This is a genomic window from Arenibacter sp. S6351L (genome assembly GCF_023016025.1).
Taxonomy (GTDB): Bacteria; Bacteroidota; Bacteroidia; order Flavobacteriales; family Flavobacteriaceae; genus Arenibacter; species Arenibacter algicola_B.
On record NZ_JALKBB010000007.1, the window covers coordinates 125,250 to 144,734 of the forward strand.

General features: G+C 41.4%; 17 protein-coding genes. 13 read left to right on the forward strand and 4 right to left on the reverse strand.

The window, feature by feature from the left end:
- Positions 1 to 32: 32 nt before the first annotated feature.
- The 12 genes from mptB to argH all read left to right on the forward strand — a co-directional run bounded on the left by mptB (position 33) and on the right by argH (position 13,311).
- Positions 33 to 1,418 carry a polyprenol phosphomannose-dependent alpha 1,6 mannosyltransferase MptB gene (gene mptB / locus MWU82_RS08065; RefSeq protein ID WP_348646978.1) on the forward strand — a complete coding sequence of 462 codons (1,386 nt, stop codon included), beginning with the start codon at positions 33 to 35 and terminating at the stop codon, positions 1,416 to 1,418.
- A 217-nt stretch (positions 1,419 to 1,635) separates the two neighbouring features.
- Positions 1,636 to 2,265: a GNAT family N-acetyltransferase gene (locus tag MWU82_RS08070; RefSeq protein WP_215949491.1), complete on the forward strand. Its 630-nt coding sequence runs from the start codon at positions 1,636 to 1,638 to the stop codon at positions 2,263 to 2,265.
- Between the two features lie 43 nt (positions 2,266 to 2,308).
- On the forward strand, positions 2,309 to 3,499 hold the full coding sequence (gene argG, locus MWU82_RS08075; RefSeq protein ID WP_215949490.1) for an argininosuccinate synthase: 1,191 nt from the start codon (positions 2,309 to 2,311) through the stop codon (positions 3,497 to 3,499).
- Positions 3,492 to 4,466, forward strand: coding sequence for an N-acetyl-gamma-glutamyl-phosphate reductase (argC, locus tag MWU82_RS08080; RefSeq protein ID WP_215949489.1), 975 nt, complete (start codon positions 3,492 to 3,494; stop codon positions 4,464 to 4,466). Before argG ends, argC begins: the two co-directional genes overlap by 8 nt.
- Positions 4,467 to 4,579: 113 nt before the next feature.
- Positions 4,580 to 5,374 (forward strand): pyrroline-5-carboxylate reductase, encoded by a 795-nt coding sequence (gene proC / locus MWU82_RS08085; RefSeq protein WP_247096013.1) that lies wholly within the window; start codon positions 4,580 to 4,582, stop codon positions 5,372 to 5,374.
- Positions 5,375 to 5,432: 58 nt separating this feature from the next.
- On the forward strand, positions 5,433 to 6,560 hold the full coding sequence (locus tag MWU82_RS08090; protein WP_247096015.1) for an aspartate aminotransferase family protein: 1,128 nt from the start codon (positions 5,433 to 5,435) through the stop codon (positions 6,558 to 6,560).
- Complete coding sequence (locus MWU82_RS08095; protein ID WP_215949486.1) at positions 6,557 to 7,753, forward strand: glutamate-5-semialdehyde dehydrogenase; 1,197 nt, start codon at positions 6,557 to 6,559, stop codon at positions 7,751 to 7,753. Before MWU82_RS08090 ends, MWU82_RS08095 begins: the two co-directional genes overlap by 4 nt.
- A gap of 35 nt (positions 7,754 to 7,788) precedes the next feature.
- A complete protein-coding gene (gene proB, locus MWU82_RS08100) occupies positions 7,789 to 8,550 on the forward strand; it encodes a glutamate 5-kinase (RefSeq protein WP_215949485.1) in 762 nt (253 codons plus the stop codon).
- 4 nt (positions 8,551 to 8,554) lie between these two features.
- The gene (locus tag MWU82_RS08105; protein ID WP_247096017.1) at positions 8,555 to 9,499 is read left to right on the forward strand and encodes an acetylornithine carbamoyltransferase; all 945 of its coding nucleotides are present in this window, start codon (positions 8,555 to 8,557) and stop codon (positions 9,497 to 9,499) included.
- 452 nt (positions 9,500 to 9,951) lie between these two features.
- Entirely contained in the window at positions 9,952 to 10,731 is a 780-nt protein-coding gene (gene argB, locus MWU82_RS08110) for an acetylglutamate kinase (RefSeq protein WP_215949482.1), read from the forward strand.
- A 2-nt stretch (positions 10,732 to 10,733) separates the two neighbouring features.
- The gene (locus MWU82_RS08115) at positions 10,734 to 11,801 is read left to right on the forward strand and encodes a M20 family metallo-hydrolase (protein ID WP_215949481.1); all 1,068 of its coding nucleotides are present in this window, start codon (positions 10,734 to 10,736) and stop codon (positions 11,799 to 11,801) included.
- Positions 11,802 to 12,030: 229 nt separating this feature from the next.
- Complete coding sequence (gene argH, locus MWU82_RS08120; RefSeq protein WP_247096019.1) at positions 12,031 to 13,311, forward strand: argininosuccinate lyase; 1,281 nt, start codon at positions 12,031 to 12,033, stop codon at positions 13,309 to 13,311.
- Positions 13,312 to 14,107: 796 nt separating this feature from the next.
- Here argH and MWU82_RS08125 read toward each other — a convergent pair.
- The gene (locus tag MWU82_RS08125) at positions 14,108 to 14,830 is read right to left on the reverse strand and encodes a DUF6090 family protein (RefSeq protein ID WP_247096021.1); all 723 of its coding nucleotides are present in this window, start codon (positions 14,828 to 14,830) and stop codon (positions 14,108 to 14,110) included.
- Between the two features lie 171 nt (positions 14,831 to 15,001).
- Positions 15,002 to 15,904 (reverse strand): hypothetical protein, encoded by a 903-nt coding sequence (locus tag MWU82_RS08130; RefSeq protein WP_247096023.1) that lies wholly within the window; start codon positions 15,902 to 15,904, stop codon positions 15,002 to 15,004.
- Positions 15,905 to 16,403: 499 nt separating this feature from the next.
- On the opposite strand from MWU82_RS08130, the gene MWU82_RS08135 reads away from it, so the two are divergent.
- Positions 16,404 to 17,390, forward strand: coding sequence for a metallophosphoesterase family protein (locus MWU82_RS08135; RefSeq protein WP_247096025.1), 987 nt, complete (start codon positions 16,404 to 16,406; stop codon positions 17,388 to 17,390).
- Positions 17,391 to 17,487: 97 nt separating this feature from the next.
- Here MWU82_RS08135 and MWU82_RS08140 read toward each other — a convergent pair whose 3' ends face one another.
- Both MWU82_RS08140 and MWU82_RS08145 read right to left on the reverse strand, forming a co-directional pair.
- Positions 17,488 to 18,288 carry a penicillin-binding transpeptidase domain-containing protein gene (locus MWU82_RS08140; protein WP_247096026.1) on the reverse strand — a complete coding sequence of 267 codons (801 nt, stop codon included), beginning with the start codon at positions 18,286 to 18,288 and terminating at the stop codon, positions 17,488 to 17,490.
- Between the two features lie 150 nt (positions 18,289 to 18,438).
- Complete coding sequence (locus MWU82_RS08145) at positions 18,439 to 19,014, reverse strand: DJ-1/PfpI family protein (protein WP_247096028.1); 576 nt, start codon at positions 19,012 to 19,014, stop codon at positions 18,439 to 18,441.
- Between the last annotated feature and the right edge of the window lie 471 nt (positions 19,015 to 19,485).

The window sequence follows — 19,485 nt, forward strand, 5'->3', positions numbered from 1 at the left end:
ATTTAAATTTGGGAGATTGCTGAAATAATAAAGTGACCAAGAACCACCAGACAAATATTATCCAAAGGGCCATTTCTTATTGGAAACTTCACAGGATTCCAATTTTAATGGTGCTGCTTAGCATCCTCTTCTATATTTCCTTTGGTTACCATTTGGATAGAACGGATTTTATAAAGCTGCTCGGCCTTTATTTGGCTTTGTTCTTTTTGTGTTATAAGCTGATTCAATTTGAAAAATGGAACTTTAAATTTTTGGCCATTTCCGGGACGCTTTTCCGGCTAATACTGCTTTTTGGGGAACCCAATCTTTCCCAGGATTTTTATAGATTTATATGGGATGGACAATTGATCAACCATGGGATGAGTCCCTACCTTCACCTCCCCAAGGACTTGATAATAGAAAATGGCCACCTCATGCACAATGCCGGGGAATTGGTGAGTGGCATGGGAAGCCTCAGTGCGTCAAATTATAGTAATTATCCTCCATTGAACCAGTTTATTTTTGCGTTGTCCACTTGGTTGGCAGGAAAGAGTCTAGTGGGAAGTGTATTGGTCATGAGGACCATTATAATTATGGCCGATTTGGGAATCCTATATTTCGGGCGCAAATTATTGCAAAAGCTCAATAAATCTACCCATTTGATCTTTTGGTATTTCTTAAACCCATTGGTTATTTTGGAACTTACCGGTAATCTGCATTTTGAAGGGGTAATGTTGTTCTTTTTTGTTTGGTCTATTTGCCTTTTGTTCAATAAAAAATGGCTATTGGCGGCTATTGTATATGCGCTTTCGATCTCTGTAAAATTGGTCCCTTTACTATTTCTGCCCTTGTTCTTAAAATATTTCGGGTTCAAGAAATGCATCCTCTTCTATGCTGTTGTGGGTATAACAACGGTCCTTTTGGTACTCCCATTTTATTCCCTGGATTTTGCAAATAATTACATGCAGACAGTAGGGCTGTGGTTCTCCAATTTTGAATTTAATGCCGGTTTATATAATCTAATAAAAAAAGTGGCCCTGAATTTCGATGCAAAACCATGGGAACTAATCAAGGATTATGGAAAAATTACCCCGATAATCGTTATTGCCTCTGTGGCCCTGTTTACGTTTTTTAGGGACAATAGAAAGATTTCAACCTTGTTGACCTCCATGATGTGGGTGTTGACCTTGTATTATTTTTTGTCGGCTACCGTGCACCCATGGTATATTATTTTCTTAGTGATTTTAGGCCTGTTTACCGAGTTTAGGTTTCCAATGGTTTGGTCCTTGAGTATCATTTTGAGCTACTGGGCCTATTCCAATGCAGGGTTCAAGGAGAATTATTGGTTGTTATCTGTTGAATATATTGCAGTATATGGTTTTATGTGTTATGAAATTGTTAGATTACATAACAAAAAGTTGCTATTTAGTAAAAATTAGCACATCAATCACAAAAATTCATTTTTATTTGTACTTTTGATGGTAGAATGAATAACTCATATTACATACTTAACGTAAACAAGGTTTCCAACCTTGCTTATTCATTTACGCCTACACGTCGTCGCCCGTAAGGGTGCGCTTCTTTTATGGAAATAGGTGAGTCCATTTCCCTCTCAAAAAAAATAAATTATAATTTTAATTTTAAAAGCAACATTCAATGAAGATTGTTATTGCTAACGATTCCCATTTTAAATATGCCGAGGTTATCTGCGAAACCATTGCAGAGTCGGCCAAAGTGCGGGGTACCGGGATTGCAAAGCGCACTCCAGAATATATTCAAAAAAGACTGCATAATGGCAATGCCATTATTGCCTTGGACGGCGATAAGTTTGCCGGTTTCTGTTATATTGAGGTTTGGGGACATGAAAAATTTGTAGCCAATTCAGGTCTAATAGTGCATCCTGATTACAGGAATCAGGGCTTGGCCAAGAAAATAAAAAAAGAAATTTTTGACCTTTCCAGGAGTAAGTTTCCCGATGCCAAAATTTTTGGGATCACTACGGGCTTGGCAGTGATGAAGATGAACTATGAACTGGGCTATAAACCGGTTACATTTTCGGAACTGACTACGGATCCCGAGTTTTGGAAAGGCTGTCAGACCTGTAAAAATTTTGATATCCTTACCAGGACAGAACAAAAAATGTGTCTTTGTACCGGCATGTTGTACGACCCTGCAACCAAAGCCAAGGAGGCCATAAAGGAACCAAAGGAGAAATTGAATTCCAAGGCTTTTCAAAGATTAAAAAGTATAAAGGAAAGTTTGTTCCTAAACAAGAAAACAAAGTAGTAGTAAAGTACTGCTGAGAAAATAAAAATAATAATAGTTTAGCATGAAAAAATTAGTTTTAGCGTATAGTGGTGGATTGGATACTTCCTATTGTGCCAAGTATTTGTCAAAGGATCAAGGTTTTGAAGTACATGCCGTAAGTGTAAATACAGGAGGGTTTTCAAAGGAAGAAATAGAGAGCATTCATAAAAAGGCCTTGGAATTGGGGGCCACTTCCTACACTTCCATAGATGCCGTACAAACTTTCTATGAAAAGGTAGTAAAGTATTTAATTTTTGGGAACGTACTAAAGAACAATACCTATCCTTTATCGGTAAGTGCAGAACGAATTGTTCAGGCTATTGAAATTGTGAACTACGCCAAAAAAGTTGGTGCCAAATATATTGCCCACGGGAGTACTGGAGCTGGGAACGATCAGGTTAGGTTTGATATGATCTTCCAGATCATTGCACCCGAGATTGAAATTATTACCCCGATTCGGGATAATAAATTGGCCAGGGAGGTAGAAATTGAATATTTGAAACAGAATGGGGTAGATTACCCATGGGAGAAAGCAAAATACTCTATCAATAGAGGTTTATGGGGAACTTCTGTAGGGGGCGAGGAAACACTTACCTCACACAAGTCCTTACCGGATTCTGCCTATCCAAGCCAACTGCAAAAGACAGAACCCGCTCAGTTGAAACTTACTTTCCACAAGGGTGAATTAATTGCTTTGGATGGCGATAATGATACTCCTGTGAACAACATTATAAAATTGGAGGCTATTGCTTCCAAATATGCCATAGGTAGGGATATCCATGTTGGGGATACCATTATTGGCATAAAAGGTAGGGTAGGGTTTGAAGCACCTGCTTCCTTGATCATTATCAAGGCCCATCATTTATTGGAAAAACACACCCTTACCAAATGGCAACAGTATCAAAAGGAAATGCAGGGCAATTTCTATGGTATGCTGTTGCACGAAGGGAATTATTTGGATGAGGTTATGCGCAATATCGAGGCCTTCCTCACCGATACCCAAAAGAATGTAAGCGGTGATGTTTTTGTAAGTCTGCACCCTTATCGATTTGAATTGGACGGAATATCTTCACCCCACGATTTAATGAACGCCTCTTTTGGTAGTTATGGCGAGATGAACAAAGGATGGACCGCCGATGATGCCAAAGGATTTATAAAAATACTTTCCAATTCGGGAAAAATATATAACCACGTAAATCAGAATAATGATTAAGGCAGGAATTATAGGTGGTTCAGGGTATACTGGTGGGGAACTCATCAGAATCCTCCTGAACCACCCCCATGCAACTATAGATTTTGTTTTTAGTACCACTAGGGCAGGTAAAAAAATTACCACGGCACATCCGGACCTATTGGGGGTTACCGATCTTGTATTTACAGGAGAGGTAAACAAGGATGTGGATGTAGTATTTCTTTGTCTTGGCCACGGGAACTCTACTAGTTTTTTAAAGGAAAATGAGTTCTCCGAAAACACTAGGATCATAGATTTAAGTAATGATTTTAGGCTGGAGGCCGATGCCGTTCTGGACGGAAAAGCTTTTGTCTACGGCTTGCCCGAACTGAAGAAGGAAGAAATTAAAAAGGCGAAATATATTGCCAACCCAGGTTGTTTTGCCACGGCTATTCAGTTGGGATTGTTGCCATTGGCAAAGGCCCATAAACTGGATAAACCGGTGCATATAAATGCCGTAACCGGAAGTACAGGGGCGGGAGTAAGCCTTTCATCTACCTCACATTTTAGCTGGAGGAACAATAACGTGTCCTGGTACAAGCCCTTTACGCATCAGCACTTGGGGGAAATAAATGAAAGCTTGCACAGTCTTCAGGAAAATACCGGGGAACTGTTTTTTTTGCCCAACAGGGGTAATTTTACCAGGGGAATTTTGGCCACGGCCTATACCGAATTCGATGGGAGTTTGGAGGAAGCCTATGAACTGTACAACGAGTTTTACAAGGATGCGGCCTTTACCCAGGTGACGGAAGAGGACATCAACCTAAAACAGGTAGTGAATACCAACCAATGTCATATTCATTTGCACAAGCACAACAATACGCTCTTGATTACCTCGGCCATAGATAATTTGTTGAAAGGGGCTTCAGGACAGGCCGTGCAAAATATGAACTTGGCGTTCGGATTTAAGGAAACGGAAGGCTTGCAATTAAAAGCGGGCGTATTTTAATATCGGTCGGCCCAGTGGGTCAACGGTAGTGGAAAAAGGTAAACCGATAAACTAAGAATAAACCAATCAACCCTTGCTGGAGTAGTAGGAAGGAAACAAATAACAATTAAGGAATGAAAATAGCCATTATTGGAGCAGGTAATTTAGGTCTATCCATAGCCAAAGGCATTTTGAGCACGAACGGGGCCACTTCCATGGTCCTTACCAAGAGAAATCTTAACGGGCTTAAGGAGATTGAAAAATATGGAATTGTTACCACCACTACAGATAATAGGGAAGCAGTGACCAAATCGGACATTTTAATTTTTGCCGTTCAGCCAGGCCAATTTGTTAAGATTTTAGGAGAGGTAAAGGACATACTTACGGAAAAGCATGTTATTATTTCTACCATTACCGGTTTTAGTATTGCAAGAATGGAAGAGGTTATAGGGCCGGATCACTTTATTATTCGTGCCATGCCCAATACCGCTATTTCCGTAGGGAAATCCATGACCTGTATCTGCAGTAATGAGAAGGGGGCCAAAAGGGTAGACCTGGCCAAGGCCATCTTTAACCGTATGGGGCATTCCATGCAAATTCCGGAAGACCAGATGCAGGCCGCAACCGTTATTTGTGCCAGTGGAATTGCGTTTTGGATGCGATTGATTAGAGCCACCACACAAGGGGCCATTCAATTGGGATTCGATGCCAAGGAAGCACAGGAATTGGCCATGCATACCTGTAATGGGGCTGCTAGTCTACTTATAGAATCTGACAGTCACCCAGAAAATGAAATAGATAAGGTAACTACTCCAAGGGGATGTACCATTTCTGGATTGAACGAAATGGAACACCAAGGACTAAGCTCCTCCCTGATCAGAGGTATAGTGGCCTCATTTGACAAGATAAACGAGATTAAAAAAGGATAACCTCTACCTAAACCTTCAAGGTTATTATACAAGGGAGGTTCATAATACAATATAGAAGATGGAATTATTTGATGTATACCCATTATATAACGTTACTCCCGTTTCGGCCAAGGGAATAACGGTTACCGATGAAAAAGGCCAGGAATATTTGGATTTCTACGGTGGTCATGCCGTAATTTCCATAGGACATTCCCATCCACATTATGTGAAAAGATTGAAGGAGCAGTTGGACAAGATCGGTTTTTATAGCAATGCCATTCAGAATCCTATACAAGAAGCCTTGGCGCATAAATTGGGAGAACTTTCGGGCTGTGAAGATTACAATCTCTTCCTGTGCAATTCCGGGGCAGAGGCCAACGAAAATGCCTTAAAACTGGCATCGTTCCAAACGGGTAAATCTAGGGTAATCGCCTTTAAGCACGGATTTCACGGTAGAACTTCTGCCGCTGTGGCCGCTACCGATAATGAAAAGATAAATGCTCCTATAAACAAGCAACAAAAGGTAACCATACTTCCCTTCGAGGATTTGGTTGCTTTTAAAAGCGAGATTTCCAAAGGGGATGTGTGTTGCGTAATTATAGAGACCATTCAAGGGGTAGGGGGTCTGGACCAGCCTTCCCAAGAGTTTTATAAGAATATAGCTGCACTATGTAAGGAAAATGGAGCCTTGCTTATTGCAGATGAGGTGCAATGTGGTTATGGAAGAAGTGGTAAATTTTTTGCCTTCCAACACTATGGCATTAAACCGGACATTATTACGGTAGCCAAGGGAATGGGTAACGGATTTCCTATAGGCGGGGTCCTGATCCATGATAGCATCAAGGCTTCCTATGGAATGTTGGGGACCACTTTTGGGGGCAACCACTTGGCATGTGCCGCAGGATTGGCAGTGTTGGAAGTAATCGAGAAAGAAAATTTAATTGAAAATGCCGCAGAGCTTTTCGAATACTTCAAGGAAAAAGCAGCTTCCATCCCACAAGTAAAAAGGGTAAAGGGAATGGGACTTATGTTGGGGCTGGAATTTGATTTTGAAGTGGCGGAGCTACGAAAGAAACTCATTCACAACCAACATATGTTCACCGGTGGCGCCAGTGACAAACATGTATTGAGAGTATTACCGGCATTGAATATTACCAAGGAAAATTTGGATCAGTTTTTTGATGCCTTAAAAAAGGAATTGGCATGAGTTTGTATTTAGACATAGCCCAAAGGAATGCGGTGCTAAGTACCATGGCACAGCTGATCGATGCGGAACGAAGTACTATTCTGGAGGTCAATAAGAAAGACCTCGAGGCCTATAATGGCGATGATTTGGCTATGTACGACCGACTCAAGGTAGACGATGCCAAGATTGAAGGTATGATCCTATCCCTGCAGCAGTTGGCGAGCCAGGAAGACCCCTTGGGCTTGGAACGTTTTAATTTTACCCATGAAAATGGGATGCACGTTAGCAATAAAACGGCGCCTTTTGGCACGGTCCTGATCATTTATGAATCCAGGCCAGATGTTACCATTGAAGCCGCTGCCATTGCCTTTAAATCGGGCAATAAAATTTTGTTGAAAGGCGGAAAGGAATCGCTTCAAAGCAATTTGATATTGGTGAATTTCTGGCATAAGTCCTTGGAGCAACACGGCATTTCCAAAGATTGGGTCACTTATCTGGAATTTAATAGGGAACAGACACAGGCCTTTTTGGAAAAGCCTACCCAAAAGTTAGACCTGATAGTACCACGTGGAGGGGAAAAGCTGATCGCTTTTACCAAAAAGCATGCTACCTGTCCGGTAATAGTCAGTGGAAGGGGAAATAACTTTCTTTACGTTCACCCCAAGGCGGACCTAAAAAAGGCAATGTCCATTATCCTTAACGCCAAAACCACAAAGATATCGGCCTGTAATGCCTTGGACAAGGTGTTGATAGATAGCGAACTGCCCAACAAGGAAGCTTTTATAAAAGATTTGATCGCTGAATTAAAAGCGAAGAAAGTTGAAATTTTGGTAGATAACAGCCTGGCCGAAACAGAGGGTACTTCCGAAATTACTGGAGAGGAAAGTTGGTTTGAAGAATTTTTGGATTATAAGATCCTTATCGGGGAAGTCGGAAACACGGAGGAAGCTGTTGAAAAGATAAATACCTATGGAGGGGGACATTCCGCGGTAATCGTTACTGAAGAGGAACAGGAAGCCGACCTTTTTATGAATTCCGTGGATTCTGCCGCGGTCTACCATAATGTTTCCACCCGTTTTACGGATGGTGGACAATTTGGACTGGGCGGGGAATTGGCCATCAGCACGGATAAATTGCACCAAAGGGGGCCCATTGGCCTACAGCATTTGGTGACCAACAAATGGTATGTAAAGGGCGATGGTCAAATAAGGTAGTAGCCAGACCTAACAATAGGTCTAAAAAAAAGAGCATGCAGAAGAAAAGAATATTATTAAAAATAGGATCCAATACCCTTACCAAAGAAACGGACCATATCTCTAGGGGAAAAATCGAGGATATTGGGAGGCAGATCGCAAAACTTAAGGATAGTTACGAATTCATCATTGTAAGTTCCGGGGCCATTGCCGCTGCCAAGCAGTTTGTAAAATTGGAACACAACGGGCAGGAAATTACCGTTAAACAGGCCTTGGCTTCCATAGGTCAGCCCCATTTAATGCGAATTTTTCAAGAGAACTTTAGGGAGTTGGGATTGTTTACTTCCCAATGTCTTTTGTCCTATTCCGATTTTGAAAAAGAGGTTTCCAAGGAAAATATTTGTAATACCATCAACGTATTAGTGGCCAATAATTTTATCCCCATCATCAACGAGAACGATACGGTAGCGACCGATGAGATCAAGTTTGGGGACAACGATAAATTGGCGGCATTAACGGCAGCTTTGATGAAGGTAGATCTATTGATCATTGCTACCAACACCGATGGCATATACACCAAGGAATCGTTTGCCAACAAGGTTCCAGAAACCATTCGTTTGGCAAGCGATCTGGCTGATCTGCAAAATGAGGTCAGTAGTTCCAAATCTTCCCATGGTACCGGAGGCATGGAATCCAAAATCGAGGCAGCCAACATCGCCAGACAGGCCAATATAGAAACCTGGATCGTAAATGGCCTAAAGGACAATTTTATCATCGATGCGATAGAGAACAAAACCGCTTTTACAACCATAAAATAAAGAAATGCAACACTATTTATCCTTAAAAGATATCGATTCCCTACCGCAATGGGTAGAAGAAGCTAGATCATTAAAGGCGAATCCGCTTCAATTTAAAGCCTTGGGAGAGGCCAAGACCATATGTTTATTATTCTTCAATAACAGCCTTAGAACCCGTTTAAGCACGCAGAAAGCAGCCATGAACTTGGGCATGGAAGTTATTGTGATGAACTTTGGAAGTGAAGGTTGGGCGTTGGAATATGGAGACGGTACTATCATGGATCAAGGTACTTCCGAGCACATTAAGGAAGCAGCCCAGGTGGTGGCGCAATATTGCGATATAGTGGCTATCAGGGCCTTTGCCTCCTTGACCGATAAGGAAAAGGATGAGGCCGAAGTGGTCATGAACGGTTTTAAAAAGTATGCCGGGATACCGGTGGTAAATATGGAAAGTTCCGTAGGCCATCCTTTACAGGCTTTGGCGGATGCCATAACCCTAGCGGAAAACAATACCAAGAAAAGACCAAAAGTAGTCTTGTCATGGGCGCCACACCCAAAGGCATTGCCGCATGCAGTGGCCAATTCCTTTGTGGAAATGATGCATTTGCAGGAGGCCGATTTTGTAATTACCCACCCCAAAGGATACGATCTAAATCCTGAGGTGACCAAGGGTTCCAAAATAGAATACGATCAGGACAAGGCTTTGGAAGATGCCGATTTTGTCTATGTTAAAAACTGGAGCAGCTACCAGGATTATGGCAAGGTGATCAACCAAGATAAAAATTGGACCATGACCAATAAAAAGTTGGGCAATGCCAAGTTTATGCACTGTCTGCCCGTAAGGCGAAATGTAGTGGTAGCCGATGAGGTTTTGGACGGCAATAATTCATTGACCATTCAACAGGCCAACAACAGGACCTATTCCGCACAGATTGTGTTGAAGAAGTTGCTGGAGAGTCTGGGTGCTTAGGCACAGTTGTCAGTGAACAGTAAACAGTAAACAGTGAACAGTAAGCAGTGAACAGTATTCAGTTGGCAGTTTACAGTAGTCAGTATACAGTGGTAGTGAACAGTGAATGATGAAAATAAGGGACTCCTTCCCTTAGCAAGGGAAGGTGGCTTCTCCGACGATAGGAGGAGAAGGCGGAAGGGATTGAAACCAAAGGTTGGTTGTTTTGCTCCAATGGTTTTATGTAATGCCAAGCTATGAGACTTTGTACTGCAGGTTAGGCAGTTGGCAGTGAATAGTAAACAGATTGCCGCGCTACGCTCGCAATGACGAAAATAGGTGGCTCCTTCCCTTGGTTAAGGGAAGGTGGATTCTCCGACCATAGGAGGAGAAGACGGAAGGGATTGAAACCGTAGGTTGGTTAATTTGAGCAAAAAGATCAAGTACACCCCAAGCGGGAAGTAAAAAAAGATATGAAACAAAAACTATCTATAATAAAAATTGGAGGGAACGTAATTGAGAACGAAACCGAACTCAATAAATTCCTGGATTCCTTTGCTGCTATGGAAGGCCCTAAGATTTTGGTGCATGGCGGGGGAAAACTAGCCACCCAAATCGCGGAAAAATTAGGAATAGAATCCAAATTGGTAGGAGGGAGACGTATTACCGATGAAGAGGGACTAAAAGTAATCACCATGGTCTACGGCGGATTGGCCAATAAGAATATTGTGGCACAACTACAGGCCAGGGATACCAACGCCATAGGCCTTAGCGGGGCCGATGGCAATACCATCCGCGCCGTAAAAAGACCGGTCCGTGAAATAGACTACGGATTTGCGGGAGATGTGGAGGAAGTAAATGCAGCGGCTATTGACAAATTGTTGCAGGCCGACTTTGTTCCAGTGTTTTGCGCCATTACCCATAACAAGGAAGGGCAATTGCTGAACACCAATGCCGATACCATTGCTTCGGAAGTGGCCATTGGGATGAGCGGGAACTATGACACCACGCTCTACTATTGCTTTGAGAAGAAAGGGGTGTTGATGGATATTTCGGACGAAACCTCTGTGGTAAAACACCTGGAGCCTAAGAATTACCAAGAATTATTGGAAAAGAAGATTATAGCGGATGGCATGCTGCCAAAATTGGAAAATTGCTTTCATGCACTTCATAAAAATGTGGGCAAGGTCTGTATTGGGGATTTGGATATGTTAAACCCTAATGCTACCTTATTTACCACTATTACCTTATAAACATGGATCAACAAAAACTTACGGAAAAGGCTATTGAGCTGTTACAGGAATTGATTTCAATTCAGTCGTTTTCCTCCGAAGAAGATAAGACGGCAGATGCCATTGAGGCATGGTTTACACACTTCGACATCCCTTTTAAAAGGGAGAAGAACAATGTATATGCCTTTAACAAATACTATGATGAGAGCAAGCCTTTGCTGCTGCTCAACTCCCATCACGATACGGTAAAACCCAATTCGGCCTATACCAAAGATCCCTTTCATCCACATATTGAGGACGGAAAATTATTTGGACTGGGCAGTAATGATGCCGGGGGGTGCCTGGTATCCCTTATCGCTACCTTTACCCATTTTTACGCTCAGGAAAACCTAAGCCATAATATAGTGCTCGTGGCCTCAGCGGAAGAGGAAAGTTCTGGCCCCAACGGACTTAACAGTATGTTGCTTATCCTGCCAAAGATAGATGTGGCTATAGTAGGGGAACCTACCTTGATGAATTTGGCCATTGCAGAAAAAGGTTTGGTGGTTTTTGAAGGCAAGGTAAGTGGTACACCATCCCATGCCGCCCACCCCAACGATAATAATGCTATTTACAATACCATAGAGGTACTGCAGTGGTTCAAGGACTATAAGTTTCCCAAGGTATCGGAAGTGCTGGGGGAGGTAAAGCTTACGGTAACCCAGATAAGTGCCGGTAACCAGCACAATGTTGTGCCTGGCCATGTAGATTTGGTGATAGATGTACGGGTAAACGACTGTTACTCCAACAAGGAAATAGCGGACATACTTACTGCCGAAGCCCCTTGTGAGGTAAAGCCCCGTTCGTTGCGCTTAAACTCTTCTTCCATCAATAAGGACCATCCTTTGGTAAAGTCGGGCTTGGCCTTGGGCAGAAGCAGCTATGGTTCGCCTACCCTTTCGGATCAGGCGGCCTTATATTGTCAGTCCTTAAAATTGGGACCTGGCGATAGCACCCGTAGTCACTCTGCGGACGAATTTATTTATGTAGCGGAAATAGAAGAAGGAATAGATTTGTATATTAAGATCTTGCAAGGATTCTTGAAACAATAAACAGTGATCAATTAACAATGTTGATTTGTTCATTGTAATTGACCTATAAAAAATTGGATCTTAAACTAGAATAGTAAATATTAAATTAACCTGTTAACAAAGGGCATTGTTAATTGCTAATTGTTAATTGAAAAATAGATGAAATGAGCCAACATAGATCTATTTAATTAGGAGGTAAGATTGATGGCGAATTACATTTGACCTATAAAAAAACTATAAAAAATATCAAATGAAACTTTGGGACAAAGGATTTAGCACCGACAAAAAAATAGACCATTTCACGGTGGGCAGTGATAGGGAACTGGATTTGCTTTTGGCAAAATACGACGTAATCGCCTCCAAGGCACATGCAAAAATGCTGGGTAAAATTGGTCTGTTGACCCTTAAGGAAACCGATTCCCTGGTACATGAGTTGGACAATATAGCCAAGACCATAGAGAACGGTACCTTTACCATAGAGGACAGTTTTGAGGATATGCATTCCAAAATTGAATTTCTGCTCACCCTAAGGTTGGGAGATGCCGGTAAAAAGATTCACACCGCCCGTTCCAGGAACGATCAGGTTTTGGTGGCCATGCATTTGTACCTAAAGAATGAGTTAACGGAAATAAAGGACCAGACCAAGGATTTGTTCCACTTACTTTTAAATTTGGCGGACAAGCACAAGAAAGTGATGTTGCCTGGCTATACCCATTTACAGGTGGCTATGCCCTCTTCCTTTGGACTTTGGTTCTCCGCCTATGCCGAGAGTTTGGTAGACGATCTTTACTTTGTGGATGCCGCCTTTAAGGTAGCCGACCAAAATCCCTTGGGTAGTGCTGCAGGTTATGGAAGTTCCTTCCCTATAGACCGTAGTTTTACCACGGAGGAAATGGGCTTTGAAACTATGAAATACAATGTAGTGGCCGCACAAATGGGTCGTGGCAAGGTAGAAAAGGCAGCCGCCTTTGGCATGAGCAGCATTGCCGCCACGCTTTCCAAGATGGCGATGGACATCTGCCTATATATGAGCCAGAATTTTAATTTTGTCTCCTTCCCGGATGAGCTTACTACAGGTTCCAGTATTATGCCCCATAAGAAGAATCCGGATGTATTTGAATTGGTGCGCGGTAAGTGTAACCGACTCCAGACCGTGCCCAACCAATTGATCTTGATCACCAACAACCTGCCCAGTGGCTACCACAGGGACCTGCAATTGGTAAAAGAGGTGATTGTACCTGCCATCCAGGACCTAAAGGCCTGTTTGGAGATTATGACCTTTAGTTTAAAGGAAATACGGGTAAATGAAAATATCCTGGACGATCCCAAATACGATTATCTGTTTAGTGTGGATACCTTGAACGAACTGGTATTGAGCGGCACACCTTTCCGTGATGCCTATAAGAAAATGGGCAAGGAAATCAACGAGGGCACCTTTACCCCCAAAAGGGACATAAGGCACACCCATGAAGGTAGTTTTGGCAATCTTTGCTTGGCAGAGATCAGAAAGAAAATGGACAAGATTTCTTAAATAGTAAACGGTGGTCAGTGAGCAGTAAACAGTAAAAAGCTTACAATGTTAAAAATAAGAGGCTCCTTCCCTTGGTTAAGCCTGTCCAGTGTTTTCCGCGGGAGGACAAGGTGGATTCTCCGACTAAAGGAGGAGAAGACGGAAGGGATTGAAAACCTAAGCCAAGGTATTTTGTACACCATGTTACTTGGGCACGAGCGTGACGCTCGCGCCAGCGGGGGGGGGTAAAGTTTTTATTGTGATTATTTCACTCAAAACCAATCCGTCATTGCGAGGAGCTATGGCGACGAAGCAATCTCTTCAAACAATTGACAGATTGCCGCGCTGCGCCTGCCTAGGCGGCAGACTGGCTCGCAATGACGAATTGTTGTCAGGTCGAGAGGAGTCGAGACTTTGCACAGCGGGGTTGACCTCCCCTCCCCCCAACCCCCTCCCAAGGAGGGGGAGCAATTTGAAATCGATGTTCTTCCCATTTTAGAAATGTCAATACTCTTTTAAAAAGTTTTCAGATAGCTTTCACTTAGAAGTGCTAACATATCGGATAGTTTTGTTGAGAATCAAGTCCCCCCTCCTTGGGAGGGGGCTAGGGGGAGGACACCATGGCAGGATGATCATTGCTTAAGACGGAAACCAAGAGCTCCTCCCTTCAGACCTGTGCTGAGCGAAGTCGAAGTGCGAAGGGAGGTGGCTTCGACGTAGGAGAAGACGGAGGGTTCTGATTGCTCAAGCCTAGGGGCTTTGCGCAGTAAAAGGTATAGGCACGAGCGCGACGCTCGCGCCAGCGGGGCTTATTATGCTATTCTAGTTGATTAATTTCTGTATTTACTCTCTTATTTAAATCTATGGCTCTTTTTAAAGTGGCTGAAAAATAGCGATTATAAATATATTTGAACAAAGAGGAATTCTTTGAAACTATTTCCCTAAAATGAGTGTCTTCAATTAGTAATTCATAATTCTTTGGAACAGTTTTAGAATTTTTAGTCAGAAATTTTGAGAATTCCTCTTTGTATACATAAATATTAATAAAGTCTAATATTTCTCTCTCCCAAGTTTTCATTAATTCATAATCATTATCATATAGATACGTTATTTCAGTTCTTAAAATTTCATTGGAGATAGTTTCAAGTCCTCGCGATTTAAGCATTTCAAAACCGCTTGTATTTTGCCAAAAATGTGGGAATAAAGAAAAACTTTGAAGATGGAGTTCTAAAGTATTATCATACGGTCTTTTATTGTCTAAATAATCTAATATTATTTTCATATGATTTATAGATTTAGCAAGAAGTCTGTCATTTTCCTGTAGGTCTAGTACATCTAATTCGAGGTTTTTATGTATTTCTTTAAGAATATAGAGTTCAATTTTTCTTGCTTTTTTCGCTTCATTCCAATTGTTTATTTGCAGAGCAATTAGAATACCTATAACTAAGAGAAATATTTCTCCAACCGCATATAACATGTATTTTTTCAGGCTACCTTCATACAACAGTTTTTGCCTTATTCTCCGAAGTAATATTAACATGGTTTTCACATTTTATTTTGCTTCAATGACCAGGAACGTCAAGCCAAAATGAGTATGGCCGCAATTGCTCAACTTGATTAATTATGATGTTTGTAGAGACCTATCAAAGTCCTCAACTTGCATATTCAATTTAGCATTTGTTAGCGACTTTTTACTATTGCCCAGAATTTATCAATGACCATAATTAAAAGCTTTAATACCTTCCATTTTCATTGGAAATCCTTCAACTCCTGGCCAGTTTTCCCAATATGTAATATGTGCTTTTGTCGAACCATCGAGGGAAAATTCAAATCTCACACTGTTCATTTTATTGCCACCTACAAAGGTGTTGTTTCCCTGATATACAAAACCCTTAAGGATTTGACCATTTAATTTGGCAAACAACAAGTCATCCTCTCGATAATATTCAACCAAGCCTTGTTCTACTTGGTATAATCCAGTAATCTTTTGATATCCCGCATCATCAAGTGAATAGCTTTGTCCGAGTACAATATTGAATTCTACCTGAGTTTCACCTGTTGAAGTTTGTTGTAATTCTAATATCCTGTTCTGAGATTCGCTAGAATTTGCGGAGGGATCAGAGGATATATAGGGGTCATTTTTGAAATATACCTGAGTAATTAAATCTTGTCGATCAGGACTGGAAATTCGTAGGTGTATATGAGCAGGTCTCCAGTCCACTACTTCATCCTGGTACGGAATGGGAATTATAGTTCGAAAATTATACTGCCCATTCTCATTTGTTTTTTGTGAACCTCTTCTAATGTATTCGTTTGAAATGTTATCATATTTTTCATTTTCATCGCATTGCCATGATTCGATTAAAACATTAGGTAACACAGTGACACCATCCTCATCGTAAATTGTTCCTGAAAGCTCCATAATTGGCATATTGCTATCGGGCGGAATAAGGTTGGTTCTTAGCGGAGATCCGGGACGATAAAATGGACCAAGAATGTCACTGGTGGTAGGAGTATCACCCACGAATTCTTTCCCATTCCAGCTAACGCTTCCAAAGGCCGACATACTCATTGCCACTAAACCAGACTGCACTATGAATTGTCTTCTTTTCATATATTTTGGTTTTTGGGTAGCTTAAGTTAACGAAACATTTCTTTAGATGAAATTCATCAAGCTATGAATTGTCACTAACATAAGAATATAGTAACAAGTACCTGTATTTCCATTTTAGATAATCTGTTTTTTTAATACATTTATGTATACAATTTATCCTATTATTTTCGTGGAGGTATAGCTGGGGGAGTACTACAACCAAAAGTTGGCTACTAACTTTCTAAGGTAGTGAATATATGGTTTCGGATTGGAGTAATCGATAAAGTTCAAAATTCTTCGATGAACGACCTTTTTCAGTAAACAGTTTACAGTAGTCAGTTTTCAGTAAATGGGAATCAGCGACGTTGGCTTACAATGAAAAGTGGACATAGCAGCTACTTCAATATGAGCCCAATTTCAGGGACTCCCAATAATAACAAAAATATAATCATGATTTTGTGCCAAAGGGAATAACTTGCTTATTATTGTAAACTGTTAACCATAATGACCGCCAGTACCCATGAGAACTAGAGTTGCTTTTTTGTTTTATATTATTTTGACCATCACAGTGCAATCCCAAGACATATCCCAATTACACTTTAATAAGAACAATGAATTTAAGGTGGTACAGTTTACGGATACCCATATTAATGTGGAGAGCGATAAAAACGTGGATGCGTTTACTACCATAAAAAAGATTATGGCATTAGAAAAACCGGATCTGGTGGTCCTAACAGGGGATGTTGCCACCGATGGCAATCCGGAAAAAACATATAAGGAGTTTGAAGCTATTTTTACCGAAGCCAAGATGCCCTGGATCGTCACCTTAGGAAATCACGATTCCCAGGCCGATCTTTCCAGAAAAGAAGTGGCCGACTTCCTTCAGAATTTAAATTACTGCCTAAACAATGACCAGGGGGATACCTATGGTAACTCCAATTTTGTATATCCTGTCCGCAGTACCGACAATAAAAACAAGGCCCTTATTTACATCATGGATTCCAATGCCTATAGCACCCTAAAACCCGAGGTGGACGGTTGGGGCTGGTTTGATAATAGCCAAGTAAGCTGGTACAAGGAAAAAAGTAAGGAATACACCCAGTTAAACAACAACCAGCCGCTACCGGCCATTGCTTTTTTTCATATTCCGTTGCCTGAATATTACCAGGCGTGGAAGAACAAAAAAGTAAAGGCCATAGGAAAACGTAAGGAGCAGGAATGTGGCCCGGAAATTAATACGGGCATGTTTGCCGCCATGTTGGAAGCCAAGGATGTGATGGGCACCTTTGTGGGTCACGATCACAATAACGATTATATAGGGGTGCACTATAATATGGCCTTGGCCTATGGCAGGGTTACCAAAACCAAAACTTACAACAAAGCTCCTGTAGAAGGGGCAAGAATAATTGTTTTAAAAGAGGGGAAACGTAGTTTTGATACTTGGATACGCGAGGTAAACGGCAAAAAAGTCTACCCCTGTACCTGGCCGGATTCTTTTGAGGAATAGATGGGTTGTAAAAGATGGGACGGACTTCCTCCCAGCCCTCCCGCAATGGCATTAAAATGATAGGTTAAGCGTCCAGATGGCTTTCGGGAGAGATTTATTACAACATCTTCAATTGCCGAAGGATGTTCTTGGTGATTTCTTTTCTACAGGCGCCAAAATCGGGATTTTTTTCGGCCCTATTTTTGATCAATCTGGTAGCAAAAAAATAGACATTATCACTTCGTTCCAAATAACCTACCCACCAACCGGTATCTTTACCGCCGTCCCTGGTCCAACCAGTCTTGGCTCTTATTGTATAATCTGCCGTCTGTTCCTGGACCATCATTTCTTTTAAGATTTGAAAGGAAGTCTTTTTAAAGGGTAGCGTTTCTTCATATACCCCTATTAAAATGGCTACTTGATTGGCAGGGGAAATGGCCAAATTTCCAAAATTCCAGAAATCGTCATCGTTTATGGACAGGTCGGTGTTGCCATAATTGGAACCCTCCAAATATTGCTTGTATTTTTCTTTTTCAATTTTTTTTGCCAACTCAACATATACCCAGCCTGCCGAGGTTTTAAAAGCCTCTTTCATGGACATATCGTGATAAATATCGGGGCGATAACCGTATTTAATTGTATCCGTGGCCCCCGGCCAATTAATTATTTCATTTTCAGTTTTAACCACCCCCGTCTCCAGGGCGATTAAAGTGTTGATGATTTTAAAGGTGGAAGCAGGCAAAGTGCCTTTGTGGCTATCCTCAATATCACTTGAAATCCATTTCTTGGCCTGGTAATCATAAATTGTTGTACTTCCTTTTATATTGCAGTCGCAAAAAGGTTTGGATAGGTCCTCTTGGCCGAACAAGTAGAAAAAACTGCAATTTAAAACAGCGGCCGCAAGCATTATTTTCTTCATTGTTTCCTTATAAATAAATGTGTTGCAAGGGATGTTGTACACTCATTTTCTTAAATCCGCAAGGCCCACTTATTTAAGTGGGCCTATTGGATATTCAGCGTATGACAGGTCCTAAATCCTTTGGACCTAGGTTGCTATTTTTTATATTCTTTACAATTGGATCTTAGCGCCCATTACTTTTAAAAATTCCCTTATAAAACTAGGATGCGCCGGCCAGGCTGGGGAGGTAACCAAGTTGCCATCTACAAAGGCCCCATCTACGGGAATGGATTGAAATTCCCCACCCGCCAAGGTTACTTCCGGCCCCACAGCTGGATAGGCAGTGAGTTTTCTTCCTTTAACAACACCTGCAGCGGTTAAAATTTGAATGCCATGACAGATGGCGGCAACAGGTTTGTTGGTGGTGAAAAAGTGTTGTACTATTTCGAGCACTTTTTTGTTCAATCGTAAATATTCGGGAGCCCTTCCTCCGGCAATCACCAAACCATCATAGTCGGATACATTTACATCTGCAAAGCTATAGTTCAAGGCAAAATTATGACCTGGCTTTTCCGTGTAGGTCTGGTCGCCTTCAAAATCGTGTATGGCCGTTTTTACTATGTCCCCCTTTTTTTTGTCCGGGCAAACGGTATGTACGGTGTATCCTACCATTTCCAGCATTTGAAATGGGACCATGGTTTCATAATCTTCAGTGAAATCTCCAGTTAAAAACAATACTTTTTTCATTGTTATTATTTAGGGTTAAAAAATTATTTGCGCTGTTTTATGGGTATTAAACCTATTAAGGAGGAAGGCTGGTGGCCCTGTTCTTAATATTTACCCTTCAAGTTAGTAATTTTTTGGTTTGCTTGAGGCCCAGTTATTTTTGCCAAGAGTTAGGGTAGGGGTGTAATACGTTGTTTTTGAATCGATTAAAACTTCGGGGCTTTTTAAAAATTAACCTTCTTTTAATACACTTTTGTTGTTTTGTTGGCATTACAGGGTCTTTGTGTTCAAGGTTCAAGGTTCAAGGTTCATGGTGATGACAATACAACAGCTTCTTCCCTTGGATTTGAGTTGGAGGGACCTCCCCCCAGCCCCCTCCCAAGGAGGGGGAGTTACTGGAAATCGACGTTCCTCACATTATAATAATATTATTACACTTGTAAAAGACCTCCTTATTACCTTCTTCATTAAATGAGAACGTATTGGATAATT

What these genes read in the sequence shown, in the direction of transcription:
- MWU82_RS08070 (WP_215949491.1), top strand. Translation starts at nt 1,636, where the DNA reads ATGAAGATTGTTATTGCTAACGATTCCCATTTTAAATATGCCGAGGTT.
- argG (WP_215949490.1), top strand. Translation starts at nt 2,309, where the DNA reads ATGAAAAAATTAGTTTTAGCGTATAGTGGTGGATTGGATACTTCCTAT.
- argC (WP_215949489.1), top strand. Translation starts at nt 3,492, where the DNA reads ATGATTAAGGCAGGAATTATAGGTGGTTCAGGGTATACTGGTGGGGAA.
- proC (WP_247096013.1), top strand. Translation starts at nt 4,580, where the DNA reads ATGAAAATAGCCATTATTGGAGCAGGTAATTTAGGTCTATCCATAGCC.
- MWU82_RS08090 (WP_247096015.1), top strand. Translation starts at nt 5,433, where the DNA reads ATGGAATTATTTGATGTATACCCATTATATAACGTTACTCCCGTTTCG.
- MWU82_RS08095 (WP_215949486.1), top strand. Translation starts at nt 6,557, where the DNA reads ATGAGTTTGTATTTAGACATAGCCCAAAGGAATGCGGTGCTAAGTACC.
- proB (WP_215949485.1), top strand. Translation starts at nt 7,789, where the DNA reads ATGCAGAAGAAAAGAATATTATTAAAAATAGGATCCAATACCCTTACC.
- MWU82_RS08105 (WP_247096017.1), top strand. Translation starts at nt 8,555, where the DNA reads ATGCAACACTATTTATCCTTAAAAGATATCGATTCCCTACCGCAATGG.
- argB (WP_215949482.1), top strand. Translation starts at nt 9,952, where the DNA reads ATGAAACAAAAACTATCTATAATAAAAATTGGAGGGAACGTAATTGAG.
- MWU82_RS08115 (WP_215949481.1), top strand. Translation starts at nt 10,734, where the DNA reads ATGGATCAACAAAAACTTACGGAAAAGGCTATTGAGCTGTTACAGGAA.
- argH (WP_247096019.1), top strand. Translation starts at nt 12,031, where the DNA reads ATGAAACTTTGGGACAAAGGATTTAGCACCGACAAAAAAATAGACCAT.
- MWU82_RS08125 (WP_247096021.1), bottom strand. Translation starts at nt 14,830, where the DNA reads ATGTTAATATTACTTCGGAGAATAAGGCAAAAACTGTTGTATGAAGGT.
- MWU82_RS08130 (WP_247096023.1), bottom strand. Translation starts at nt 15,904, where the DNA reads ATGAAAAGAAGACAATTCATAGTGCAGTCTGGTTTAGTGGCAATGAGT.
- MWU82_RS08135 (WP_247096025.1), top strand. Translation starts at nt 16,404, where the DNA reads ATGAGAACTAGAGTTGCTTTTTTGTTTTATATTATTTTGACCATCACA.
- MWU82_RS08140 (WP_247096026.1), bottom strand. Translation starts at nt 18,288, where the DNA reads ATGAAGAAAATAATGCTTGCGGCCGCTGTTTTAAATTGCAGTTTTTTC.
- MWU82_RS08145 (WP_247096028.1), bottom strand. Translation starts at nt 19,014, where the DNA reads ATGAAAAAAGTATTGTTTTTAACTGGAGATTTCACTGAAGATTATGAA.